The organism is Falsiroseomonas sp. HW251 (genome assembly GCF_050563545.1).
Classification (GTDB): Bacteria; Pseudomonadota; Alphaproteobacteria; order Acetobacterales; family Acetobacteraceae; genus Falsiroseomonas.
Genome location: NZ_JBNXUM010000023.1, coordinates 13,390 through 34,187, shown reverse-complemented (window position 1 = coordinate 34,187; position 20,798 = coordinate 13,390). Strand labels below are relative to the sequence as shown.

Here is a 20,798-nt window from a genome sequence, read left to right as displayed (position 1 = left end):
CGCAGGGACCTGGTCTCGTTCGCTCGCGCTGCCGACGTCGTCGCGGACGAACGTCCAACCTGCCGATGGGGATGCACCCCGTTTCCCGATGTTACCGCGCCGCTGTGTCCGGCGGCAAACGGTTACTTCACGGATTCAGGATTCTGTTGCGCTTCCGCCGCAGTCGGCAAAACACGCCAAGACACGCCCATGCATTGCGCGGGTGCGCCCAACTATTCACCATTCGTTTGTCTGGGCAGGGACTTGCGGCAACCCGCGTGATCCCCACGGCCACGATGCACCGAAGCGCGGCCACCGGCAACGGGGACAGGGCGCGAACGCGCCCGTCCCGTCCCGTGTCAGGCCTGGGCTGAGGTCAGCGACTTGATGCGGGAGGACAGCCGCGACAGCTTCCGCGCCACGGTGTTGTCGTGCATCACGCCCTTGTCCGCGGCCTTCTGCAACTCGGGCTGCGCGGCCTTGAAGGCTTCCTGCGCGGCGCCCTTGTCGCCGGCGGCGATCGCCAGCTCGACCTTGCGGAGGAAGGTGCGCACGCGGGACTTGCGGGCGCGGTTGCGCGCGGTGCGCTTTTCGGTCTGGCGGATGCGCTTGCGCGCGGAGTCCGTGTTCGCCATCGGTGTGGTGTCTGGTCCGGGATGAATGTCGCCGCCGGCAGGGGCCCGCCGGCGAAGGCGCGGTTCTTATCCCCAGGGCATCGCGCGAGTCAATGCGCGCCGGCCCGCGGGCGGACATCCCGTGTCAGCGGTGCTGCCACCGGGCCGGCCGCTTCTCCGCGAAGGCGGCCATGCCTTCCTTCTGGTCCTCGGTAGAGAAGAGCGAGAGGAACAGACGCCGCTCGAAGCGCACGCCCTCGTGCAGGGTGGTCTCGTAGGCGACGTTCACGGCTTCCTTGGCCATCGCGACGGAGGGGCCCGACAGGCTCGCGATCTTATCACCGATCTTCAAGGCTTCGGCGAGCAGCTCGGCGGCCGGCACGACGCGGCAGACCAGGTTGGACCGCTCGGCCTCCGCCGCGTCCATCATGCGGCCGGTCAGGATCATCTCCATGGATTTGGACTTGCCGATGGCGCGCGTCATGCGCTGGGTCCCGCCCGCGCCGGGGATGACGCCGAGATTGATCTCGGGCTGGCCGAATTTCGCGGTATCGGCGGCGATGATGAGGTCGCACATCATGGCCAGCTCGCAGCCGCCGCCGAGCGCGAAGCCCGCGACGGCCGCCACGACCGGCTTCTTGATGGTCAGCACGGTCTCCCAGCGCTTGCCGATGAAGTCGTCGCGATAGACGGCGGGATAGGCGCGGTCCTTCATCTCCTTGATGTCGGCGCCGGCGGCGAAGGCCTTCTCGCTGCCGGTCAGCACGATGGCGCCGACCGCGTCGTCGTCGTCGAAGGCGCGCAGCGCGTCGCCGAGCTCGGTCATCAGCTGGTCGCAGAGGGCGTTCAGCGCCTTGGGCCGGTTGAGGGTGATGAGGCCGACGCGGCCGCGCGTCTCGACCAGGATCATCTCATAGGCCATGGCGCCCTCCGTGATGCGTTTCGGGGGCTAGCGGTCGCCCGGTTCGGCGTGGGAGTCAACGTGGCCTCAGCGTTGCGTCCTCGGGCAGTAGAAGGTGCTGCGGCCGGACTGCACGATGCGCCTGACGCCGGGGCAGGACCCGCCGGGGCAGAGCGGGCAAGGCTGGCCTTCCCGGTCATAGACGGCGAAGCGGTCCTGGAAGCGGCCGAGCTCGCCATCGGCGCGGACATAGTCGCGCAGGCTGGACCCGCCGGCGCCGATCGCTTCCTCCAGCACGGCCTTGATCGCGGGCACCAGCTTCTCCGCGCGTTTCCCGACGCAGGAATGGGCCAGGCGCCGCGGCGAGATGCCGGCCCGGAACAGCGCCTCCGCGACATAGATGTTGCCGAGACCCGCGACGACGCCCTGGTCCAGCAGCGCGGCCTTCATCGGCGTGCGCTTGCCCGCCAGCGCGGCGGACAGCACGGCGGGGGTGAAGGCGCCGTCCAGCGGCTCCGGCCCCAGGCCGCGCAGCAGCCTGTGCCGGTCCTCGTCGGCCGTCGGCATCAGGTCCACGCAGCCGAAGCGGCGGGGGTCCACGAAGCCGATGCGCGTGCCGTCCTCGGTCTCCATCGCGAGGTGCTCGTGAGCCTCGGGCGGGTTGTTGTGGCCGCGCGCGTCGGAGAAGCGGCCCGTCGGCCCCATCCAGGGCACGCGCGGGCCTGCCTTCGGCACCGCGACCAGGCGGCCCGACATGCCGAGATGGATCAGCAGGCTCTCGGCGGTGTCGAGCCGGGCCAGGATGTACTTGCCGCGCCGGCGCAGCCCCGTCACGCGCGCGCCGGTCAGCCGCCGCGCCAGGCCATCGGGGAAGGGCCAGCGCATGTCGGGGCGCGTCGTCTCGGCATGCGCGATGCGGCGGCCGTCCAGCACGGCGGCAAGGCCCCGCATCACGGTTTCCACCTCGGGAAGCTCGGGCATGGTTCCCCCTCGGAGCCTTCCTTGCCCGCTGCGGGGCGATCCGCCAAGTTGGCGCCATGTCAGACACCACCGATTTCGGCTTCAAGGAAGTGCCTCGCGCCCGGAAGGCGTCCTTGGTGCGGGAGGTCTTCGACAGCGTCGCGCCGAACTACGACGTGATGAACGACCTGATGTCGCTCGGCATCCACCGGATCTGGAAGCGCATCTTCGTCAATGCGATCGCGTGTTCCCCGCGGGAGACGCTGCTCGACCTCGCGGGCGGCACGGGCGACATCGCCTTCGGCGCGCTGGCCGGTGGCGCGGGGCGTGTCATCCTGACGGACGTGAATGCCGAGATGCTGGAGGTCGGCCGCAAGCGTGCCCTCGACCGGGGTTACGTGAAGAGCATCGAATTCGCCGTGGTGGACGCCGAGCGCATCCCGCTGCCCGACCGTAGCGTGGAGAAGGTCTCGATCGCCTTCGGCCTGCGCAATTGCACGGACAAGGACGCGGTGCTGCGCGAAGCGCGGCGCGTGCTGCGCCCCGGCGGGCGCTTCCACTGCCTGGAATTCTCGAAGCTGGAAGTGGCCGCGCTGTCGAAGCTCTACGAGACCTGGAACTTCCGGGTCCTGCCCGAGATCGGCGCACGGGTGGCCAAGGACAGGGCCAGCTACGAATACCTGGCCGAGAGCATCGCCAAGTTCCCGGACCAGGCGACCCTGGCGGGGATGATGGAGAAGGCTGGACTGGAACGCGTGGCGTACCGCAACCTGTCGGGCGGGATCGTCGCGATCCACACGGGCTGGCGGCTCTAGTGTTTGCCCGCCTGTTCGGCTTCCGCGGCCGGATCGGGCGGACGGAGTACGCGATCCTTAGCATCGGCGCCTTCGGCGTCGTCGCGCTGATGGTGCCGCTGCTGCTGGTGGCGTCGATGTCGGGGGGCGAATACGGATCGGGCGGGCTCACCGGGTCGGGGCTGCTGATCGTCCCGATCGCGCTGGCGGGGCTTTGGATCCAGGCGGCGCTCGCGGTGCGGCGGCTGCACGATATGGATCGTGCGGCCTGGCACCTGGCCTGGATGGTGCTGGTGCCGCTGCCTGCGGCGCTGCTGCCGACGCTGGCGCAGCTCGGCGTCTCGAGCATGCCATGGATCTGGCTCTGCGCAGCGCAGGGGACCGAGGGGCCGAACCGCTTCGGCGCCCCTCCCGGCCCGGTCGGCGACCGGCTAGGCTCGGTCCCATGAGCCTTTCCGGCCGCAAGATCCTGCTGATCGTCTCGGGCAGCGTCGCCGCCTACAAGGCGCTCGAGCTGATCCGCCTGCTGCGCAAGGACGGCGCCGAGGTCTGGCCGATCCTGACCTCCGGCGGCGCGCGCTTCGTGACGAAGGAAGCGCTGGCCGGGATTTCCGGCGCGCGGGTGCATGACGACCTCTGGGCCGCGGAGGCCGAGATCGGCCATATCCGCCTCGCGCGCTGGCCCGACCTGGTGGTCGCGGCACCCGCCAGCGCGAACCTGCTGGCGGGCATGGCGCAGGGCCTGGCCGGCGACCTCGCGACCACGGTGCTGCTGGCGACACGCGCGCCGGTGCTGGTCGCACCCGCGATGAACCCCGCGATGTGGGCGCATCCCGCGACGGTGACGAACGCCGCGCTGCTGCGCGCGCGGAACGTCGCCTTCGTCGGGCCCGAGGAAGGCCCGATGGCCGAGCCCGAGAGCGGCCTCGGCCGCTTCGCGGAGCCTGCGACCGTGCATGCCGCCATCCGCGCGGCGCTGGCCGACGGTCCGCTCGCGGGGAAGCACGCCATCGTCACGGCGGGGCCGACGCATGAGCCGATAGACCCGGTGCGCTACATCGCCAACCGCAGCAGCGGGAAGCAGGGCTATGCGATCGCGGCGGCGCTGGCCGCGCTGGGCGCACGGGTGACGCTGGTCAGCGGGCCCTCCGCGCTGCCCGACCTGCCGGGCGTGACGATGCAGCGTGTCGAAAGCGCGCGGGAAATGCTGGCCGCGGTCGAAGCCGCGCTGCCGGCCGACGCCGCGGTGTTCAACGCGGCGGTGGCGGATTTCCGCCCCGACGCCGCGCCGACGCAGAAGATCAAGAAGGAACCCGGCGCGCCGCCGCCCGAGATCCGCCTCGCGCTCAATCCCGACATCCTCGCGACCATCGCGCAGCGCACCACGCAGCGCCCGCGCCTGGTCGTCGGCTTCGCCGCCGAGACCGAGAAGGTGATCGAGCACGCGACGGCCAAGCGCGCGCGCAAGGGCTGCGACTGGATCGTCGCGAATGACGTCGCGGGCGACGTGATGGGCGGCGCGGAGAACGCCGTGCACCTCGTCACCGCCGGGGGCGTGGAGGATTGGCCGCGCATGGCGAAGGAAGAGGTCGCGCGCCGCCTGGCGCTGCGCATCGCGGAGGCTCTGTCGTGACCGTCGAGATCCAGGTTGTCCGCCTGCCGCATGCGGAAGGCCTGCCGCTGCCCTCCTACGCCACGCCGGGCGCCGCAGGGATGGACCTGCTGGCCGCAGTGACCGAGCCGCTGGTCATTCCGCCGGGCGGGCGCACGCTGGTCCCCACCGGCCTGCGCATCGCGCTTCCGCATGGGCACGAGCTGCAGGTCCGCCCGCGCTCCGGCCTCGCGCTGAAGCACGGCATCACCGTGCCGAACACGCCGGGCACGGTGGACGAGGACTACCGCGGCGAGCTGCAGGTCATCGTGATGAACGCCGGCACCGAGCCCTTCACGGTCGACCGCGGCATGCGCATCGCGCAGGCCGTCGTCGCGCCGGTGGTGCGTGGCAGCTGGAAGGAAGTGAGCGAGCTGCCGGACACGTCGCGCGGCGAAGGCGGGTTCGGCAGCACGGGGACGCGGTAGCCAGGCCCTCTCGCCCGCTTATGGGGGAGAGGGTTGGGTGAGGGGGACACGCCAGACCGTCGCAAGGCCGTCCTCTCGCAAGCCCCCCTCACCCTGCCCTCGGCCACGCATTGTCGGCTGAAGCCGACTGCTCCGGCGCCGACGCTGTGCGTCGGCCCCCCTGCGGCTGGAGAGGATTCTTCACGGTCGTCTGCAAGGCCCCCTACAGGCTCAGCACCCCCATCCGCACCGCCTGCGCCACCGCATCCGCGCGGCTCGCGGCGTCCAGCTTCTCCAGCACCGCGCCGACATGAAACTTCGCGGTGTGCACCGAGATGCCGAGACGCCGCGCGATCAGCTTGTTCGAGGCACCCTCCGCGACCAGCGCCAGCACCTCCGCCTCGCGCGCCGTCAGCGCCGCATCGGGATCCGGCGCGCCAGCGGCGACGAGCGCGGCATCGGCCGGCTCGCCGGGCACCGCGAGCCGCAGCCCCGGCACATCCGACAGCAGCGCGCCGAGGCGTTCGGCCAGCGCGGGATCGGCGATGCGCAGCGCGACGACGAGGGGCGGCTCGCTCACCCCGCAGGCCTTTCGGCCACGGTCACTTCCGCCTCGAGCGGCGCGCCGGCGCGTCGCAGGCCGAGCCGGAGCCGCGTGCCGACGCTCGCCGGGCCGAGCGCGCCCATCAGGCCGCGCATGCCCTCGATGGGCCGGCCGTCGATCGCCACGACCACGTCGCCCTGCACAATCGCCGACGCCGCGGGCCCGCCGGGCTCGACGGCCATGACCATGAGCCCGACGCCGGCGCCGCCCTCCAGCGGGACGGGCTGCAGGCTCAGGCCGAGCCAGCCGCGCGCGATGCGGCCATGCTCGGCCAGCGTCGCGGCGACGCGCGCGATGGTCGCCGCGGGGATCACCAGCGTGCGCCGGCGCGGACCGAACACCGCCATGCCGAAGGCGCGGCCCGCGGGATCGAGCGCGATGCCGCCCTCGGCCGAGCGGCGCAGCGACAGGCCGAGCTCCACCCGGGCATCCACCTGGCCACCGCGCAAGCTGCGCCAGGCGGGGCCGGAGCGCGCGACGGTGCCGAGCGCGACCAGCGTCTCGGCGTCGGCGCGCCCGACCACCTGCACCAGCGCCCCGGCCGGCGGCACCGCGCCATCCAGCGGAAGCGGCGCGACGCCGTCCACGCGCAGCAGCGCGACATCGGTGCTGGGGTCCCGCCCGGCGAAGCTCGCCGCGGCGCTGCTGCCGTCCGCGCGCGTGACGGTGACCTCGCCCTCGTCGGGCAGCGCCTCGTCGGCGGTGACGACCAGGCCGTCGCGCCAGCCGAAGCCGCTGGCGGCGTGGCGCCCAGCACGGATGGACACGACGGAGGCCGCGACGCCGGCGGCGTTGGCGGTCAGGGTGGCGGAAAGCTGTTCGAGGATGTTCGGCATGGCATGTACCTCCTGCCCCCGAAACTGGGCGCGGCAGGGCCGGCGCGCATCCTGGCCGGATGGGGAGGAAAGGCGCGCGGCGCCGGCGTCACCGCCGCCGCAGTTCCTCCTCCATGAAGCGCGGGTCGTTGAAGTCGAACATGCGGGTGTTGAGGCGGATGCCCGTCTCGATCTCATACAGCGTGACGCGGGTCTCGCGCGCCTGGGCGTCCACCACCGTCCATTGCCGCAGCTGCAGCGGCTGCTCCTCGAAGGAGAGCGTCAGCCGGCCCTCCGCCGGCGCGCTGGCGCGAAGCAGCGAGACATGCAGGAAGCCGCCGCGGCGCTCCACCGCGGTCACCGTGATGTCGCCGGACAGCCGGATCGGGTCGCGCAGCAGCAGCCCGAGCGGCGTGGCCGAGGCCGGGACCGTGGTGGGCTGCCGCAGCTCGCGGTCGATCATCATGACCTGCCCGCCGGAGGCGACCAGCAGCAGCGGCTCCGGCGGGTCGTAGTCGAAGCGCATCCGCCCCGGCCGCCAGATCCAGGCGGTGCCCTGCGCCGAGGCGCCGTTCTGCGCGACCTGGAGGAAGCGAGCCTTCAACGTGGTCAGTCCGTTGAGATAGGCCTCGACGCGGGCCAGCACAGCCGCGCGGTCGGGGGCCGGGGCCTGCGCGCCGGCGGCGGCGGACAAAATCAGAAGGGGGGCGCCGAGGAGGCTGCGTCGAAGCATGGCGCAGAGATGGCCCGTCCGGCCGCGCGGGGGAAGCCGGGGTTTCGTTGCGGCGCGATTCACGCCTGCTTTACGCCCTTCGCCCATCATCGTCCTGCGCCCGAGGAACGGGACGCCGCGCCCTAGGACGGGCAGATCCCGGACGGAGCGCCCCCATGCCCTTCGATCTCGTCCCCTCCCCGCGCAAGCCGGCAACGGATGGCGCGGATCTGCCCAAGGTCTTGCATGGCGTGCCGCGCGCGGCGCTGGTGCGGCACGCGCTGGACCAGCTCGCGCCCTCGCTGCGCGACGCGGTCGCGGCGATCGAGCTGGAAAGCGCCGGCAGCTTCGTCAACATGGGCATGAATTTCGACCGCGTGGCCTGGCGCGCGGTCTGGCGCCGGCCCGGCATGCCCGAGGCCGGCGGCACCATCCCGGTCTGGAAGGGCGAGATCGCGTGACCGCCTTCCGCAGCGGGCCGCCGCCCGCGCCCGGCCAGCCGCCGATGCCGAGACCAGCGCCCTTCCCGCTGCCGCTGCCCTGGGGCTGACCCGCGGTCAGCGCGGCGTCGCGCCGGGCCCTCGCGCGCCGGGCGGCGGGGCGCCAGGCGGCATCGCGCCGGGGCCCATGCCCGGCGGCATGCCCTGGGGCATCTGCATGGGCTGGTAGCCCTGCGGCCGCTGGAAGCGCGCGGGGTCCTGCGGGCCGTAGTTCACCGCCGTCGCCTCCATCCCGCCGGTGCGGCCCTCATTGGTGCCCTCGGCGCGCAGCATCACGCCGTCGGTGGTCACGCAGGCCCGGCCGGAGCGCGGACCATCCTGCATCGTCCAGATCGTGCAGGTCAGCCCCGCGACCGTCGCCGTGCCCTCGCGCCGGAAGGTCGCGTTGGGCGACATGCCGTGCTGCATCGCCGCCTGGCCGAAGGGGATGTCCATGATGGCGCGCATCGCCTCGATCACCATGAACGCCTTCCCCTGGCGCTGGTCGGCGACCATGTAGCCCATCCCCGCGACCTCGGTCCGCATCAGCCCGGTCGAGGCGCTCCAGGCGACGCTGAGGCCGTTCGCCGCCATCGGGCCCTGGCCCTGTATCGGCTTCAGGTCCTGGCCGAGCAGCTGGTAGGTCACCGAGACGTCGCGCGTCGGCTGCAGGGGCGGGCGATCCTGCGCCAGCGCCGGCGCGGCGGCCAGCAGCAGGGCGGCGGCCCAGGGGACGGCTAGGGGGGCGGAGCGGTTCATCGCGGAGTCTCCTCAACCGGCCCGTCACGCTGCGCGCCGGCGGGCCCGCCGGTCAAGGCGATGCTCCCGGCGCCCGCCTACCCCGCCGCGACCGGCAGGGTCTGCGGGCTGGTCCAGGCGATCGTGCCGGCCGCGCCGCATCGCGGGCAGGACGGCGCCCAGGCCTCCTGGTCCGTCCCGCAGGAGGCGCAGCGCCAACGCGGCTCCGGCGGCGCTGTCGCGGCCAGGCGCAGCCACTTCGCCTGCGCCGCGCGGCCCTCCGGGCTGTCGCCGTGCTCGGCCTCCTCCAGGTCGGACAGCGCGATGAAGGCACGCCGGTCCGCCTGGCCGGTCGCGACCAGCGCATCCAATTCCTGCCGCGCGCGGCCGGTCAGCGCGGCCGCGGTCGCCAGGCGCCCGACCAGCAGCAGGCTCTCCGGGTGCTTCGGGTTGACCTGCACCAGCTGCTCCGCGGCCCTCGCGCGGGCCAGCGGCTCGGATTCGCCCTCGAGATACGCTTCCGCGAGGTCGGGATGCGGGCTCGCCTTCCAGGCGTCGCGCAGCACCTCCCGCGCGCGCTTCGCACTCGCCACGCGGCGCAACCGGTTGGCGTAGGCGAGCGCGGCCGGGGCGAAGCCGCGATCGGCCTGGAAGGCCTGGCGCTCCAGGTCCTGGGCGCGGGACGGGTCGGTTTCCTGCGCCGCCGCGGCCAGCGCCAGCGGCGCCTGGCCGACGCCGGGTGCCGACAGCGCCAGCGCCTCGCGCCAGTCGCGGGTGCGCAGCGCCAGCGTCTCGCGTTCCTGGCGCAGCCAGGCCGCGCCGGGCTGCGCCTCCTCCGCCTCCCGCGCCAGGCGCTGGGCGGTCGGCCAGTCCTCGCGCTGGATCGCCTGGCGCAGCAGGCCGCGCAGGCCGAGGAACTTCGCGTCGTCGCGCTGCGAGAGCTTCAGGAAGGCCTCCGTCGCGGCGTCTTCGCGCCCGGCCAGCCGTTCGGCCTCGGCCAGCAGCACCAGCGTCTGGGGCGTCTCGCCGAGCCGGTCGCGCGCGCGCCTGACCTCGATCCGCGCCTTGTCCGCGGAGCCGGCGGCGAGCGCCAGCAGCGCGCGCGTCACCGCCGCGTCGCCTTCCGCCCGCCGCTTCGCATCGCGGCGGATGCGCAGGTGATGCGGCGCGCGGCGCAGCCTGCCGATGATCGAGAAGACCAGGTGCAGCGCGGCGAAGACGATCGCGAGGATCAGCAGCGCGATCGCGAAGTGCAGGGTGATCTCGTAGTCGGCGACGCGGATCTCCACGGATCCGCCGAGCTTCGACATGTAGAGCACGCCCGCGACGCCGAGCGCGAGGAGGGCGAGATAGACCAGGGCGCTGCGCATCGGCTGGCCCTCAGCCCGCGCTCAGCTGGCGCAGCGCGCTGCGCGCCGCGACCAGCGCCTCGGCCTGGGCGATCCAGCCGGCCATGGCCTGCCGCGCCGGCGGCGAGAGCTTCTGGAGGTGGCCCAGCGCGGCCTCGATGTCGCCGGCATCCACGGCGCGGCGCGCGCGCTCGATCTCGGCGGCGGCGGCATCGCCCCAGAGCACCTGCTCGCCGCGCCGCACCGTCACCAGGCCCTGCAGGCGGGCGATCGCGCCCTCGGCGACGCCGCCGGCCTGCGGCTCCGATGCCGCGCGGCCGGCGCGGGCCGCGTCTTCGAAGGCCAGGCGCAGCTGCGCCTCGGTCGGCGGAGGCGTGGCGGCGAAGCGCGCCAGCGCCTCCGGCGGGTTCGGCAACTGCCCGAGCGGGCCGCCGAGCGGGCGCCCGGCATCGAGCGCGCTGCGCAGCTGGTCGAGCGCGGCCATCCGCACCGCGCGGCCTTCCAGCGCCGCCAGGCGCTGGCGCTCGTTCTCCAGCGCGGCCAGGCGCTGCGCCTGCTGCTCGATTGCCTGGCCACGCTGCGACAGGGCCTGTTCGAGCGCGGCGGCGCGGGCGGTGGCCTGCTGCTCCACCGCGCCGATCCGCTGGCCGACCTGCTGCTCCAGCGCCCCGAGGCGCGTGGCGAGCGCGTCGCCGGCCTGGGCGCGGGCGGCGAGACCGCTCTCTGCCGCCGCGACCCGCCCGCCCTGCGCGCCGAGCGCCTGGTCGAGCGCGGCGAGGCGCTGTTGCGTCTGCTGCGCCAGCCCCTGCACGGCCTGGGCAAGCTGGTCCAGCGCGCCGCGGCGGGCGGCGTCTTGGTCGGTCACCGGCCGCGCGGCGAGGTCGCGCAGCGAGCCCTCCAGCGTGCCGAGCCGGGTGCCGAGCGCGGCGAGTTCCTGGCGCAGCGGCGCGAGGTCGGGACCCGTGCGGCTTTCGAGCGCCGAAAGGCGGCTCTCGAGCGGCGCCAGGTCCGGGCCGGTGCGGCCTTCCAGGCCGGCGAGGCGCCCGGCGATGGTGCCGAGCTGCTCGCGCAGCGGCGCGAGGTCGGGGCCGGTGCGGCCCTCCAGCGCGGCGATGCGGCGATCCAGCGCCTCGGCGCGCGTTGTGGCGCGCTGCTCGGCGGCGGCGAGGTCGGGGGCGGCGCGGCCTTCCAACGCGGCGATGCGCTGGCTGAGCTCCGCCAAGCGCGGATCGGGGGCGTTGGCCTGCGGCACGGGCCGGCCGACCAGCCACACCACCGCGCCCACCAGCACGACCGCGGCGACGATGATCGGCAGCACGGTGGGGTCGAATTTGCGCAGCCGGTCCAGGGGGCCGGGGGAGTTCGGGGAGGTCATGGCTCTCCTGACGTGATCTTGGCATCGGCGGCGGTGTCGTCCCGCCTGCCGAGCAGCCTCAGCAACGCTTCCTCCTCGGGCCGTTCGGCGACGCGGAGGCTTCGCCAGCCGAGGGGCGCAAGGGCGGTGGCCGCCGCCTCGGCCACGCGCCGGCTGATCGCCAGCACCTCGGTCCTGGCCGCCGCCTCCGCAAGGCCGGCGTTCCGGATGAGGTTGATGGCACACAGCGCGGAGCGTGGCGAGTGGAACAGGGTGGTTCCCACGCGTCCGTCACGCAGGGCCGCAAGGGCGTCCGGCGGCAGGCCGGCGGCCGGGGCGGCGGCATAGGCGATCCGGCGGATGACGCGGAATCCGCGCGCGCGCAGGTCGGCCGCAAGGTCGAGCGCATAGCCCTGGCCGACCGCGAGCAGCAGCGGCGGGCCACCGGGATCGAAGCGGGATGCCGCCAGTTCCGCGAGGTCCTCCGCGGTGCCGGCGGCCGCGGCGGTGTCGGTCCAGCCGGCGGCGCGGGCCTCGGCCGCCGAGGCCTCGCCAACGGCGAGCAGCGGCAGGCCGGAGGGCGGCGGCAGGGCGCGGGCGGCGGCGCGGCTGGTGATCAGCACCGCCTGGACCGGCGGCATCACGAAGCGGCGAGGAGCGAGGATGAGCGCGGGAGCCAGGACCGGCGTCCAGCCCAGGGCGCGGAGGCGGGCGGCGGTTTCGTCGCAGCCGGGCGGGGGGCGGGTGACGAGGACTCCGGGCGCCGCATGATGCGCTTCCCTCCCCCTCTCAGCGGCTCCCTCCCCCGCAAGCGGGGGAGGGATGGGGTGGGGGTGCGGAGAATTCGAACGGCGCGCCGACGAAGCACCCCCACCCTGACCCTCCCCCGCCAGCGGGGGAGGGAAGTTCTCGCACGGGGGAGGGCGGCGCTTGGCGATGGCGACGGCTACCCGAAGATATCCGCCGGGCTGTCCTTCCGCAGGCTCTCGCCCAGCTCCCGCCCCAGCCCCGCCGCCTCCTTCGGGTCGCCATGGACGGACCGCTTCAGCAGGAAGGATCCGTCGGCCCGCGCCACCAGCCCCGTCAGGTGCAGCCGGCGTTCCCCGCGATCGCCGGCCGACGCCGGCGGGGCCGGCAGCAGGCGCGCGTGGCCGCCGATCGGGGTGCGGCAGGACCCGTCCAGCGCGGCGAGCAGCGCGCGTTCCGCGGTCGAGACGGCGCGCGCCTCGGCATCCTCGATGCCGGAAAGCAGTTCCAGCAACTCGACGTCGTCGGCGCGGACGGTCACGCCGACGATGCCCTGACCGGCGGCCGGCACCATCGCCTCGGGGTCCAGCACCACCGCCGCCTCGTTCTCAAGGCCCAGGCGCCTGAGGCCGGCGAGCGCCAGCAGCGAGCCGGCCGGGCCGCCCTCGGTTCGCACCTTGGACAGGCGCGTCTGGACATTGCCGCGGATCATCTCGACCCGGAGGTCGGGGCGCGCATGCAGGATCTGGCTCTGCCGGCGGAGGGACGCGGTGCCAATCACGGCGCCCGCGGGCAGGCAGGCCCAGGGGTCGGCGGGGTCCACCTCGCCGGCCGAAGGTCCCAGAATGAGGGCGTCGCGGGCATCCTCCCTCGTCAGGGTGCAGGCCAGCACGATTCCAGGCGGCAGGTCGGTCTCGAGGTCCTTCAGGCTGTGGACGGCGAAATCCACCCGCCCATCGGCCAGCGCCTCGTGGATCTCCTTTGCGAAGAGGCCCTTGCCCCCGACATCGGCCAGGCGCCTGTCCTGGATCTGGTCGCCGGAGGTGGCGATGGCGTGCTCCTCGAAGGCCTTCACGTCCCGCAGCACGGGGCAGAACCGGGTGATCAGCCCGAGGAAATGGCGGGTCTGCCACAGCGCGAGGGGCGAGCCCCGCGTGCCCACCTTCAGCGGCAGGGAGCGGACATGCGGCTTCACATGGGGATGCGCCGCGGCGCGGGGTGCGCCGTGCTGCATGGGGGTATGGGCCCCGGGATGGGCTGGACCCTTGGGATGGGCTACCGACATGGCGGGGCGTCATAGAACCGAGGACAGGGTGGCGAAAGTGGCCGCAGGGCCGGAAACCGCGCGGGACGGGGCTGAGATGGGGCTCGTGCTGGGGCTTGAAAGCTCCTGCGACGAGACGGCGGCGGCCGTGCTGCGCGCCGACGGCACCATCTTGGCCGAGGCGGTGCTGAGCCAGTTGGCCGACCACGCCCCGTTCGGCGGCGTCGTGCCGGAGATCGCGGCGCGCGCCCACCTGCACCACCTGCCCGGCCTGGTGCGCCGGGTGCTGGACGAGGCGGGGACGACGCCCACGGGCCTGTCGGCGGTGGCCGCGACCGCGGGGCCGGGGCTGATCGGCGGGCTGATCGTGGGGGCGACGCTTGGCAAGGGCATCGCGATCGCGAACCGTATCCCCTATCTCGCGATCAACCACCTCGAGGCGCATGCGCTCTCGCCGCGCCTGCCCTCGATCAGCCCGGAGGGCGTCGCGCGGGACGCGCGCGGAAGCCTGGCCTTTCCCTACCTTCTCCTGCTGCTGTCGGGCGGGCATTGCCAATGCGTGGCGGTGGAGGGCGTGGCGCGGCACCGGCGCCTCGGCACCACGCTCGACGACGCGGTGGGCGAGGCCTTCGACAAATCGGCCAAGCTGCTCGGCCTGCCTTGGCCTGGTGGCCCGCATCTCGAGCGGCTTGCCGAGGGCGGGGACGCGACGCGCATCCCACTGCCGCGGCCGATGCTCGGGCGGGCGGGCTGCGACTTCTCCTTTTCGGGGCTGAAGACGGCCGTGGCGCAGCAGGTCGCGAAGGGGCTGGACGAGCAGGGTCGGCGGGACCTGGCCGCCAGCTTCCAGGCCTCGGTCGCCGCGGTGCTGGCGGACCGCGCGGCGCAGGCGCTGGCGATGGTGCCCGGCGCCACGGCGATCGTGGTGGCAGGCGGGGTCGCGGCAAATGGCGCGGTGCGCGCGGCGCTGGCGCGCGTCGCGGCGAGCGCCGGGCTGGCGCTGGTGGCGCCGCCCATCCGGCTCTGCACCGACAACGCCGTGATGGTGGCCTGGGCCGGGATCGAAAGGTTGCGCGCGGGCCTCACCGACACGCTGGACCACGCACCGCGGCCGCGCTGGCCGTTGAACGAACTCTCGGCGAAGCCCTCTCCCCCACTTATGGGGGAGAGGGTTGGGTGAGGGGGACGCGCAGGACGACAACGCCCTTTTTCACCTTGCACGCCCCCCTCACCCTGCCCTCTCCCCCCTGCGGGGGGAGAGGGTTCCGATTCGCCTGAGGAACCTTCGATGGCCTTCAAGCCCTCCGTGAAGACCGAGGACCTGCGGCAGACGCTGCAGGACATCACCGACCTGCTGATGACGATGCGCCGGCAGCAGATGGAGCAGGAGGCCTATGGCCTGGTCACGCGCATGGCACTCGGCGCGCTGCTGCGCGCCGCGACGCCGGAAGCGCGCGATGCCGTGCGCGCGCGGCTTACGGATGCCGCCTCCATGCTCGGCGACATCCCCGCGGAAAGCCCGCTCGGCCGCGCGGTGACGGAGGAAGCGGCGCGGCTCGCCGCGGCCATCCCAGCGGAGTGAGCGCGCGCATCCTTCCCGCCCGTTCATGCGTTGCACAGCCGTAGCAGGAAGAGGACATCGTTCCATGAAGAGCAGGATCGTTCTTGTCGTGTCCGCGCTGGTGCTGGTACTTGGCGCCGCGGCCTGCGGCAGCACGCCGACGTCGCGCGCGGTCAGCGGCGGGTTGCTCGGCGCGGGCGCCGGCGCCGCGGTGGGCTCGCTGTCCGGCAATGCCGGCACGGGCGCGCTGGTCGGCGGCGGGCTAGGCGCCGTGGGCGGGGCGGTGACGCGGTAGGGGTTCCCTCGAGGAGGACGGGCGCAGCCTGCGCCCGCCGCAGGCTGGCGAGCCGCCGAATGGCGGCCGCGCCCAGTGGAGCGCAAGCCAAGCGGCCGGAGGCCGCGCCGGCGCCTGAGGCTCCGATACGGAACGCGTCCCGCTTGCGCAGCCGCTCGCGGCGGAGCAAGCGGGACGCGTGAACTACAGACACGCCTTCCACGCCGGCAATTTCGCGGACGTCGTCAAGCATGCGCTGCTCGTCGCGCTGATGCGGGGCCTGCTGGCCAGGCAGAAGCCGTTCCGGGTGCTCGATACCCATGCCGGCACCGGCGCCTACGACCTCTCGGCGCCGGAGCCGCAGCGGACCGGCGAATGGCGCGCGGGCATCGGGCAGGTGATCGGCTCCCCCGATCCCGCGCTGGCTGATTACCTCGCGCTGATCCGCGCGGGCGGATACCCCGCCGCCTATCCCGGCTCCCCCGCCATCCTCCGCGTCATGCTGCGGCCCGACGATCGCCTGGTGCTCTGCGAGCTTCACCCCGAGGATCACGCGGCACTGCGCGAGCGCTTCCGCCGCGACGCGCAGGTCGCCGTCCACCGGCGCGACGCCTATGAGGCGATCACCGCGCTCACCCCCTTCCCCGAACGCCGCGGCCTGGTGCTGATCGACCCGCCCTTCGAGCAGGAGGGCGAGTTCGACCGCCTCGCCGCCGCGATCGCCGCGCTGCGCCACCGCTTCCGCGCGGGCATCGTGGCCGCCTGGTATCCCATCAAGCACCGCGCGCCGGTCCGCGCCTTCCACCAGGCGCTGCGCGATGCGCCCGTCGCCGGAGGCGGTAAAGGCGTGCCGGACTGCCTGGCCTGCGAGCTCACCCTGCGCGAGCCCACCGATCCCACACGGCTGAACGGCTGCGGGCTGCTCGTCGCCAACGCGCCCTTCGGCTTCGAGGATCGCGCGCGCGCCGTCCTGCAGGCCTTGCTCCCCCTGCTCGCGCCGGGCGAGGATGGCGCGGCCGGCGTCACGCGAGTCACCGAAGAGGCCTGATCCATGCCATCCCGCAAGAGGAGGATCGCGGTGCTCGGCGCCGGGGCCTGGGGCACGGCGCTCGCGGTGCAGGCGGCGCGCGCGGGCAACGCCGTCGGGCTCTGGGCCCGCAACCCCACCCGGGCCGCTGTCATCGCGGAGAAGCGCGAGAACACGGCCTACCTGCCGGACGTGCCGCTCTCTCCGGCGATCGAGGTCACCGACGATCCCGCCACGGCGCTGGCCGACGCACTCTTCGTGCTGGTCTGCGTGCCGATGCAGTTCCTGCGGCCGGTGCTGTCCACGCTGCCCGACACCGGCGCGCCGCTGATCGCCTGCGCAAAGGGGGTGGAGCGCGGCACGCTCCGCTTCCCGCTGGAGGTGATCGCGCAGGTCCGCCCCGGCGCGCGCAGCGCCGTGCTGTCCGGCCCGAACTTCGCGCATGAGGTCGCAAAGGGGCTGCCCGCAGCGGCGGTGCTCGCCAGCGTCGACGCGCCGCTGCGCCAGGTCGCCGGCGACCTGCTGGGCACGGCGGGGTTCCGCATCTATGGCGGCGACGATCCCATGGGGGTGCAGGTCGGCGGCGCGGCGAAGAACGTGATTTCGATCGCGGCCGGCGCGGTGATCGGCGGGGGGCTCGGCGAGAACGCGCGCGCCGCGCTGGTCACGCGTGGCCTGGCGGAGCTCGCGCGGCTGACGCTGGCGCTCGGCGGTCGGATGGAGACGGCGTCGGGCCTGTCGGGGCTCGGCGACCTGCTGCTGACCACGACCGGGCCTGGAAGCCGCAACACCTCGCTCGGCGTGGAGCTCGCCCGCGGGACGAGCCTCGAGGTCGCGATGGCCACGCGCATCGGCGTGGCGGAAGGCGTGGAGACCGCGCCGGCGATCGTCGCCCGCGCGGCGGAGGCCGGGGTCGAGTTGCCGATCTGCGCCGCGGTGGCGGAGCTGCTGGCCGGGCGGATCACCGTCGGCGACGCCATGGGAAGGCTGCTGGCGCGCCCGCGCCGCGACGAATAGGACCGCCCGCGCAACGCGCGAAACACGATCTTCGCGCCGCGGCGTCGCGCACGACATACGCACGACACCTGATCCCGGCAGCTTCCGGCCTGCCACGCAGGAGGCGTGGCGAGTGCTCGGAGGATTGCCATGAACGCACCCATCGCCATCCGGACCGCGACCCCCGCCGATGTCGGCGCGTTGCGCGCGCTGCATGCGGCGTCGCTGCGACGCCTGGCCACGCCCTTCTACGGCGCCCCGGTCGTCGAGGCCTTCATCGCCACCGGCACCGTGCCGGAGGAGCTGATCGCCGACGGCACGCTCTTCGTCGCGACGCAGGGCGATACGCTGCTGGGCTGCGCCGGCTGGACCACGCGCTTGCCAGGCTATGCCGCGCTCGGCGGCAAGGTCGCGCCCGGCGCGACGGTGCGCAGCGTCTATGTGCATCCCGGCCATGCGCGACAGGGCCTCGGGCGGCGGCTGATGGATTGGGTGGAGGGCGAGATGCTCTGCGCCGGCCATCGCCAGGCGACCCTGCTCGCCATGCTGTCGGGCGTGCCGCTCTATCGCCGGCTGGGCTGGCACGACGGCGAAGCCGTGACGGTGCGCCTGCCCGGCGGCCTGCCCGTGGGCGCGCTGCACATGGCCAAGATCCTGGCCGCCGGCCAGGCGCCGCTGGCCATCGCGGCGTAGCGGACGACACCGACGACACGCGGCGGCGGCACCGCGCGACATGCGCGGAACGCGATTCCAACCGCCGCGACACGTTGCCGGAACATGGCTGCGTCACACTCCATCCCATCGCCTCGGCCGGCATCGGGCCGGCCGCAGGCTTCATGACGGAGACATCACCATGCGTATCCCGGCCTTCATCCACCTGCCGATCGACCTGCCCGCGCCGGCGGCCCCGGCCATCCCGCGCCGTGCGCTGCGCGCCCTGATCGCCTGGACGCGCGGCTGGCTGGAGGAGCGGCGGACCCTCGCCCTGGTCGCGCAGATGGACCAGGCGACACTCCGCGACCTCGGGCTGAACCGCTACGAGCTGGAGGCGCACCTGCGCAGTGGCCAGGTGCGGACCGAAGCGTTCCTGCGGGGCTGGCGCGGCCTCTGATGCCGGCGGCCTTCTCGCCGGCGCGACAAGGCACCTCGCGCGCCGGCGGGCCGTCTGACCCGCCGTTCCGGCGTCCTACCAGGCCTCGCGGCGCGGCCGCGGGCGCATGGTGGGCGGCGGCTTCGGGCCCATCACGGCGTCGATCATCGCCTTGGCCTGCATCACCTGCTCGTTCAGCGTCACCGGCTGTTCCGGCGTCAGTCTGTGCGGCGAGCCCCGCCCCCCCGGTGGGTGGATGGTCACGCTCGACCCGTCGGGACCGTCCCTCAGCTCGAGCTGGTAGCCCCGGTAGGGCTTGAAGGAGACGGCAGTCAGTCGGCCCATGTCACCTCTCTGGCGCCCGCGAATGGGGCGGGCTTGCTCATTCCAGGCTAGACAGCGCTTTGCTGCGGTGCAACATGAGTTATGGCCGCTGGCCCCGGGCGGCTCAAGCGTTCGTGCGCGGCAGTGACCCAAAAGCGCTCGCATGACGTGCTGCAATGCACCAAATGGCGCCGGAACGCATCAATGAGGACGGCATGAGCAACGATCTTACCTTTCCGGCGAACCCTTTCCTGGCGCCCTGGCTGCGCGCGGCGCAGGCCGCTGGTGGCTTGCCTGCGGAGATGATGCGCCGGCAGGTGGAATTCGTGACGGCGTGGAACCGCCAGGCGCTGGCGCTGATGACGGGCGCCTGGGCGAAGCCGGCCGCCATGCAGGCCATTGCGCCCAAGCCCGTGCCGGCCTTCTTCGACACTGCGCCGCTGTCCGTGCGGGCGCCGGTGCGCGCCCCGGTGGAAGCCCCGGTGGAAGCGGCGGCCGAGGTCGTGGAAACGGTTGCGGAGACGACCGTGGACGCGGCCGTCGCCGCGGTCGCGAAGCCCGCGCGCAAGCCGAAGGCGGCGCAGCTCCGCGCCGCGCCGCAGCGCCGCAAGGCCACGAAGAAAGCGCCGGCGAAGAAGCCGTCGCGGGTAACGCGGCACTGATACCAACGGCCGCTTTCAGCGGCTCGTTGGTATTGCTTCTGGAGCCCTCAGGCGCCGGTTCCGCCGGCTTGGCTGCGCGGCACCTGCCGCGGGCCGCCTTCGCGGCCTCGGCCGGCTTAGCTGGCCGCAGGTCGCTTAATGCTGCCGTCCGTATGAACAAAGCTCAGGATCAAGCCCGACGCGGCGGATCCCGGCTGAGCGCCTTGCTGGCCAGCGCGCGCTCGTACTCCGCCCAGCGCGCGTCCCGCTCGCGGCCGAGCTCCAGCAGGTGGGCCCAGCTGTAGATGCCGCTGTCGTGCAGGTCGTCGAACACTATGCGCACGGCATAGTGGCCGACAGGCTCGAGCCGCAGGATGCCGACATGGCGGCGCCCGGCCACGATCACCTTCTGGCCGGGCCCGTGGCCCTGCACCTCGGCCGACGGGCTTTCCACCCGCAGGTATTCCGCAGGCAGGGCGAAGGCCTCGCCGTTGTCGAAGGTGACGTGCAGGACCTGCTCGGCGCGGCTGAGCCGAAGCTCTGTCGGCGTGGGCATCACCAGGTCACTCCCCGCCCGCAACGCGGGCCGAGGCCGCGGAGCGGCCACCGGGCGTCTCGGGGCATCAATCGAGCTTCCGCGCCTCGTCCGGCAACATGATCGGGATGCCATCGCGGATCGGATACGCCAGCCCCGCCTTGTCGCTGACCAGCTCCTGCCTCTCGCGGTCGTAGCGCAGCGGGCCCTTGGTCACCGGGCAAACCAGGATCTCCAGCAGCCGCGGATCCACCTGCGCCGTGCTCGTCTCCGCCATCGCGTCACCTCATCCAGCTTCGGGCGGCGGTTTAGCTTGGCCGGCCCTCGGGCGCCATGCCATGCGCGTCCATCTGCAGCAGCGCAACCAGCATCGCGGCCCGCTCCGCCGCGCCCCTTGCCTCCAGCAGGGCCTGCTTCTCCCGGATGTCGAAGGGACAGACCATGCAGAGCGTGGTGACCAGCAACGCGTCGCCGGTCTGCTCGATCGCGTCCCAGTTCGCCTCGATCCCGCGCGCGCGGAAATAGGGGCGCAGCGCCGCCAGCAGCGCCGCGCGGTCGAGCTGCGGCGCGGGCCGGTCGAGATCGAGGTCGGAGGCGAACTCCGCATACTCCGCGCGCACGCGGCGGTAGCCGTGATTGCCCGCGATCTCCTCCGCGATGCGGTAGCGGATCACGCCCGTCAGGGTGATCAGCAGCCGCCCGTCATCGGTCTCCGCAAAGGACGAGACGCGGCCGAGGCAACCCACCCTGTAGACCTGCGAATCGCCGCCGATCCGCGGCAGCCTGGGGTCGCCCTGCACCATGCCGAACATCCGTCCCGCGCCGAGGCTGTCCTGCACCATCGCGAGGTAGCGCGGCTCGAAGATGTTCAGCGGCAGCCGGCCTTCAGGCAGAAGCAGCGCGCCGGAAAGCGGAAAGATCGCGATCTCCCGCGGGAGCTCCGCGAGAGCGGGGTGGAAGGGGATCATGCTCTCCTACCAGG

At 73.6% G+C, this 20,798-nt stretch carries 28 protein-coding genes; 13 read left to right on the top strand and 15 right to left on the bottom strand.

Annotation, left to right across the window (positions count from 1 at the left end; all coding sequences use genetic code 11):
- Positions 1-338: 338 nt before the first annotated feature.
- The 3 genes from rpsT to mutM all read right to left on the bottom strand — a co-directional run bounded on the left by rpsT (position 339) and on the right by mutM (position 2,475).
- Positions 339-614 (bottom strand): 30S ribosomal protein S20, encoded by a 276-nt coding sequence (gene rpsT / locus ACLF3M_RS24315; protein WP_430659575.1) that lies wholly within the window; start codon positions 612-614, stop codon positions 339-341.
- A gap of 124 nt (positions 615-738) precedes the next feature.
- The gene (locus ACLF3M_RS24310; RefSeq protein ID WP_430659574.1) at positions 739-1,515 is read right to left on the bottom strand and encodes an enoyl-CoA hydratase; all 777 of its coding nucleotides are present in this window, start codon (positions 1,513-1,515) and stop codon (positions 739-741) included.
- A 66-nt stretch (positions 1,516-1,581) separates the two neighbouring features.
- Entirely contained in the window at positions 1,582-2,475 is an 894-nt protein-coding gene (gene mutM, locus ACLF3M_RS24305; protein ID WP_430659573.1) for a bifunctional DNA-formamidopyrimidine glycosylase/DNA-(apurinic or apyrimidinic site) lyase, read from the bottom strand.
- Positions 2,476-2,531: 56 nt separating this feature from the next.
- On the opposite strand from mutM, the gene ACLF3M_RS24300 reads away from it, so the two are divergent.
- The 4 genes from ACLF3M_RS24300 to dut are packed head-to-tail and all read left to right on the top strand — an operon-like array spanning position 2,532 to position 5,327.
- Positions 2,532-3,269, top strand: coding sequence for a class I SAM-dependent methyltransferase (locus tag ACLF3M_RS24300; RefSeq protein WP_430659572.1), 738 nt, complete (start codon positions 2,532-2,534; stop codon positions 3,267-3,269).
- Positions 3,269-3,697 carry a DUF805 domain-containing protein gene (locus ACLF3M_RS24295; protein WP_430659571.1) on the top strand — a complete coding sequence of 143 codons (429 nt, stop codon included), beginning with the start codon at positions 3,269-3,271 and terminating at the stop codon, positions 3,695-3,697. Before ACLF3M_RS24300 ends, ACLF3M_RS24295 begins: the two co-directional genes overlap by 1 nt.
- Entirely contained in the window at positions 3,694-4,881 is a 1,188-nt protein-coding gene (coaBC, locus tag ACLF3M_RS24290) for a bifunctional phosphopantothenoylcysteine decarboxylase/phosphopantothenate--cysteine ligase CoaBC (RefSeq protein WP_430659570.1), read from the top strand. Before ACLF3M_RS24295 ends, coaBC begins: the two co-directional genes overlap by 4 nt.
- Positions 4,878-5,327, top strand: coding sequence for a dUTP diphosphatase (dut, locus tag ACLF3M_RS24285; RefSeq protein WP_430659569.1), 450 nt, complete (start codon positions 4,878-4,880; stop codon positions 5,325-5,327). Before coaBC ends, dut begins: the two co-directional genes overlap by 4 nt.
- Before the next feature lie 202 nt (positions 5,328-5,529).
- Here dut and ACLF3M_RS24280 read toward each other — a convergent pair whose 3' ends face one another.
- The 3 genes from ACLF3M_RS24280 to ACLF3M_RS24270 form a co-directional block, all read right to left on the bottom strand.
- Positions 5,530-5,886 carry a response regulator transcription factor gene (locus tag ACLF3M_RS24280; protein ID WP_430659568.1) on the bottom strand — a complete coding sequence of 119 codons (357 nt, stop codon included), beginning with the start codon at positions 5,884-5,886 and terminating at the stop codon, positions 5,530-5,532.
- Positions 5,883-6,746 (bottom strand): S1C family serine protease, encoded by an 864-nt coding sequence (locus ACLF3M_RS24275; RefSeq protein WP_430659567.1) that lies wholly within the window; start codon positions 6,744-6,746, stop codon positions 5,883-5,885. The genes ACLF3M_RS24280 and ACLF3M_RS24275 overlap by 4 nt, the downstream gene beginning before the upstream one ends.
- Positions 6,747-6,834: 88 nt before the next feature.
- A complete protein-coding gene (locus tag ACLF3M_RS24270) occupies positions 6,835-7,458 on the bottom strand; it encodes a LolA family protein (RefSeq protein WP_430659566.1) in 624 nt (207 codons plus the stop codon).
- 155 nt (positions 7,459-7,613) lie between these two features.
- On the opposite strand from ACLF3M_RS24270, the gene ACLF3M_RS24265 reads away from it, so the two are divergent.
- The gene (locus tag ACLF3M_RS24265; protein WP_430659565.1) at positions 7,614-7,898 is read left to right on the top strand and encodes a hypothetical protein; all 285 of its coding nucleotides are present in this window, start codon (positions 7,614-7,616) and stop codon (positions 7,896-7,898) included.
- A gap of 96 nt (positions 7,899-7,994) precedes the next feature.
- On the opposite strand, the gene ACLF3M_RS24260 is transcribed toward ACLF3M_RS24265, so the two are convergent.
- From ACLF3M_RS24260 to hemC, 5 genes are all read right to left on the bottom strand, one after another.
- Complete coding sequence (locus ACLF3M_RS24260; RefSeq protein ID WP_430659564.1) at positions 7,995-8,675, bottom strand: hypothetical protein; 681 nt, start codon at positions 8,673-8,675, stop codon at positions 7,995-7,997.
- 77 nt (positions 8,676-8,752) lie between these two features.
- Positions 8,753-10,024, bottom strand: coding sequence for a heme biosynthesis HemY N-terminal domain-containing protein (locus tag ACLF3M_RS24255; protein WP_430659563.1), 1,272 nt, complete (start codon positions 10,022-10,024; stop codon positions 8,753-8,755).
- A 10-nt stretch (positions 10,025-10,034) separates the two neighbouring features.
- Positions 10,035-11,378 carry a hypothetical protein gene (locus tag ACLF3M_RS24250; RefSeq protein WP_430659562.1) on the bottom strand — a complete coding sequence of 448 codons (1,344 nt, stop codon included), beginning with the start codon at positions 11,376-11,378 and terminating at the stop codon, positions 10,035-10,037.
- Complete coding sequence (locus ACLF3M_RS24245) at positions 11,375-12,181, bottom strand: uroporphyrinogen-III synthase (RefSeq protein ID WP_430659645.1); 807 nt, start codon at positions 12,179-12,181, stop codon at positions 11,375-11,377. Before ACLF3M_RS24245 ends, ACLF3M_RS24250 begins: the two co-directional genes overlap by 4 nt.
- Positions 12,182-12,303: 122 nt before the next feature.
- A complete protein-coding gene (gene hemC / locus ACLF3M_RS24240) occupies positions 12,304-13,389 on the bottom strand; it encodes a hydroxymethylbilane synthase (RefSeq protein WP_430659561.1) in 1,086 nt (361 codons plus the stop codon).
- Between the two features lie 76 nt (positions 13,390-13,465).
- On the opposite strand from hemC, the gene tsaD reads away from it, so the two are divergent.
- The 7 genes from tsaD to ACLF3M_RS24205 all read left to right on the top strand — a co-directional run bounded on the left by tsaD (position 13,466) and on the right by ACLF3M_RS24205 (position 18,337).
- Positions 13,466-14,548 carry a tRNA (adenosine(37)-N6)-threonylcarbamoyltransferase complex transferase subunit TsaD gene (gene tsaD / locus ACLF3M_RS24235; protein WP_430659560.1) on the top strand — a complete coding sequence of 361 codons (1,083 nt, stop codon included), beginning with the start codon at positions 13,466-13,468 and terminating at the stop codon, positions 14,546-14,548.
- A gap of 108 nt (positions 14,549-14,656) precedes the next feature.
- Positions 14,657-14,950, top strand: coding sequence for a hypothetical protein (locus ACLF3M_RS24230; RefSeq protein ID WP_430659559.1), 294 nt, complete (start codon positions 14,657-14,659; stop codon positions 14,948-14,950).
- 64 nt (positions 14,951-15,014) lie between these two features.
- Positions 15,015-15,224, top strand: coding sequence for a YMGG-like glycine zipper-containing protein (locus ACLF3M_RS24225; RefSeq protein ID WP_430659558.1), 210 nt, complete (start codon positions 15,015-15,017; stop codon positions 15,222-15,224).
- A gap of 178 nt (positions 15,225-15,402) precedes the next feature.
- Complete coding sequence (locus ACLF3M_RS24220) at positions 15,403-16,251, top strand: 23S rRNA (adenine(2030)-N(6))-methyltransferase RlmJ (RefSeq protein WP_430659557.1); 849 nt, start codon at positions 15,403-15,405, stop codon at positions 16,249-16,251.
- 3 nt (positions 16,252-16,254) lie between these two features.
- Positions 16,255-17,247 carry an NAD(P)H-dependent glycerol-3-phosphate dehydrogenase gene (locus ACLF3M_RS24215; RefSeq protein WP_430659556.1) on the top strand — a complete coding sequence of 331 codons (993 nt, stop codon included), beginning with the start codon at positions 16,255-16,257 and terminating at the stop codon, positions 17,245-17,247.
- Between the two features lie 129 nt (positions 17,248-17,376).
- The gene (locus tag ACLF3M_RS24210; RefSeq protein WP_430659555.1) at positions 17,377-17,919 is read left to right on the top strand and encodes a GNAT family N-acetyltransferase; all 543 of its coding nucleotides are present in this window, start codon (positions 17,377-17,379) and stop codon (positions 17,917-17,919) included.
- Between the two features lie 160 nt (positions 17,920-18,079).
- The gene (locus ACLF3M_RS24205) at positions 18,080-18,337 is read left to right on the top strand and encodes a DUF1127 domain-containing protein (RefSeq protein WP_430659554.1); all 258 of its coding nucleotides are present in this window, start codon (positions 18,080-18,082) and stop codon (positions 18,335-18,337) included.
- Positions 18,338-18,412: 75 nt separating this feature from the next.
- On the opposite strand, the gene ACLF3M_RS24200 is transcribed toward ACLF3M_RS24205, so the two are convergent.
- Positions 18,413-18,661 carry a hypothetical protein gene (locus ACLF3M_RS24200; protein WP_430659553.1) on the bottom strand — a complete coding sequence of 83 codons (249 nt, stop codon included), beginning with the start codon at positions 18,659-18,661 and terminating at the stop codon, positions 18,413-18,415.
- A 194-nt stretch (positions 18,662-18,855) separates the two neighbouring features.
- Between ACLF3M_RS24200 and ACLF3M_RS24195 the strand changes: the two genes are divergently transcribed.
- Positions 18,856-19,302, top strand: coding sequence for a hypothetical protein (locus ACLF3M_RS24195; protein ID WP_430659552.1), 447 nt, complete (start codon positions 18,856-18,858; stop codon positions 19,300-19,302).
- Between the two features lie 169 nt (positions 19,303-19,471).
- Here the strand turns inward: ACLF3M_RS24195 and ACLF3M_RS24190 are convergent, their stop codons facing one another.
- The 3 genes from ACLF3M_RS24190 to ACLF3M_RS24180 form a co-directional block, all read right to left on the bottom strand.
- A complete protein-coding gene (locus tag ACLF3M_RS24190; RefSeq protein WP_430659551.1) occupies positions 19,472-19,837 on the bottom strand; it encodes a gamma-butyrobetaine hydroxylase-like domain-containing protein in 366 nt (121 codons plus the stop codon).
- Between the two features lie 67 nt (positions 19,838-19,904).
- The gene (locus ACLF3M_RS24185; protein WP_430659550.1) at positions 19,905-20,093 is read right to left on the bottom strand and encodes a Trm112 family protein; all 189 of its coding nucleotides are present in this window, start codon (positions 20,091-20,093) and stop codon (positions 19,905-19,907) included.
- A gap of 31 nt (positions 20,094-20,124) precedes the next feature.
- Positions 20,125-20,784, bottom strand: a complete 660-nt coding sequence (locus tag ACLF3M_RS24180) for an LON peptidase substrate-binding domain-containing protein (RefSeq protein ID WP_430659549.1) — start codon at positions 20,782-20,784, stop codon at positions 20,125-20,127.
- Positions 20,785-20,798: the final 14 nt, after the last annotated feature.

Excerpts from the sequence above, each read along its gene's own strand:
- mutM (WP_430659573.1), bottom strand. The coding sequence starts at position 2,475 with ATGCCCGAGCTTCCCGAGGTGGAAACCGTGATGCGGGGCCTTGCCGCC.
- ACLF3M_RS24250 (WP_430659562.1), bottom strand. The coding sequence starts at position 11,378 with ATGACCTCCCCGAACTCCCCCGGCCCCCTGGACCGGCTGCGCAAATTC.
- ACLF3M_RS24300 (WP_430659572.1), top strand. The coding sequence starts at position 2,532 with ATGTCAGACACCACCGATTTCGGCTTCAAGGAAGTGCCTCGCGCCCGG.
- ACLF3M_RS24275 (WP_430659567.1), bottom strand. The coding sequence starts at position 6,746 with ATGCCGAACATCCTCGAACAGCTTTCCGCCACCCTGACCGCCAACGCC.
- ACLF3M_RS24180 (WP_430659549.1), bottom strand. The coding sequence starts at position 20,784 with ATGATCCCCTTCCACCCCGCTCTCGCGGAGCTCCCGCGGGAGATCGCG.
- ACLF3M_RS24200 (WP_430659553.1), bottom strand. The coding sequence starts at position 18,661 with ATGGGCCGACTGACTGCCGTCTCCTTCAAGCCCTACCGGGGCTACCAG.
- ACLF3M_RS24225 (WP_430659558.1), top strand. The coding sequence starts at position 15,015 with ATGAAGAGCAGGATCGTTCTTGTCGTGTCCGCGCTGGTGCTGGTACTT.
- rpsT (WP_430659575.1), bottom strand. The coding sequence starts at position 614 with ATGGCGAACACGGACTCCGCGCGCAAGCGCATCCGCCAGACCGAAAAG.
- ACLF3M_RS24230 (WP_430659559.1), top strand. The coding sequence starts at position 14,657 with ATGGCCTTCAAGCCCTCCGTGAAGACCGAGGACCTGCGGCAGACGCTG.
- hemC (WP_430659561.1), bottom strand. The coding sequence starts at position 13,389 with ATGTCGGTAGCCCATCCCAAGGGTCCAGCCCATCCCGGGGCCCATACC.
- ACLF3M_RS24210 (WP_430659555.1), top strand. The coding sequence starts at position 17,377 with ATGAACGCACCCATCGCCATCCGGACCGCGACCCCCGCCGATGTCGGC.
- coaBC (WP_430659570.1), top strand. The coding sequence starts at position 3,694 with ATGAGCCTTTCCGGCCGCAAGATCCTGCTGATCGTCTCGGGCAGCGTC.
- ACLF3M_RS24270 (WP_430659566.1), bottom strand. The coding sequence starts at position 7,458 with ATGCTTCGACGCAGCCTCCTCGGCGCCCCCCTTCTGATTTTGTCCGCC.
- tsaD (WP_430659560.1), top strand. The coding sequence starts at position 13,466 with ATGGGGCTCGTGCTGGGGCTTGAAAGCTCCTGCGACGAGACGGCGGCG.
- ACLF3M_RS24260 (WP_430659564.1), bottom strand. The coding sequence starts at position 8,675 with ATGAACCGCTCCGCCCCCCTAGCCGTCCCCTGGGCCGCCGCCCTGCTG.
- ACLF3M_RS24195 (WP_430659552.1), top strand. The coding sequence starts at position 18,856 with ATGAGCAACGATCTTACCTTTCCGGCGAACCCTTTCCTGGCGCCCTGG.
- ACLF3M_RS24185 (WP_430659550.1), bottom strand. The coding sequence starts at position 20,093 with ATGGCGGAGACGAGCACGGCGCAGGTGGATCCGCGGCTGCTGGAGATC.
- ACLF3M_RS24190 (WP_430659551.1), bottom strand. The coding sequence starts at position 19,837 with ATGCCCACGCCGACAGAGCTTCGGCTCAGCCGCGCCGAGCAGGTCCTG.
- ACLF3M_RS24265 (WP_430659565.1), top strand. The coding sequence starts at position 7,614 with ATGCCCTTCGATCTCGTCCCCTCCCCGCGCAAGCCGGCAACGGATGGC.
- ACLF3M_RS24215 (WP_430659556.1), top strand. The coding sequence starts at position 16,255 with ATGCCATCCCGCAAGAGGAGGATCGCGGTGCTCGGCGCCGGGGCCTGG.
- ACLF3M_RS24205 (WP_430659554.1), top strand. The coding sequence starts at position 18,080 with ATGCGTATCCCGGCCTTCATCCACCTGCCGATCGACCTGCCCGCGCCG.
- ACLF3M_RS24255 (WP_430659563.1), bottom strand. The coding sequence starts at position 10,024 with ATGCGCAGCGCCCTGGTCTATCTCGCCCTCCTCGCGCTCGGCGTCGCG.
- ACLF3M_RS24310 (WP_430659574.1), bottom strand. The coding sequence starts at position 1,515 with ATGGCCTATGAGATGATCCTGGTCGAGACGCGCGGCCGCGTCGGCCTC.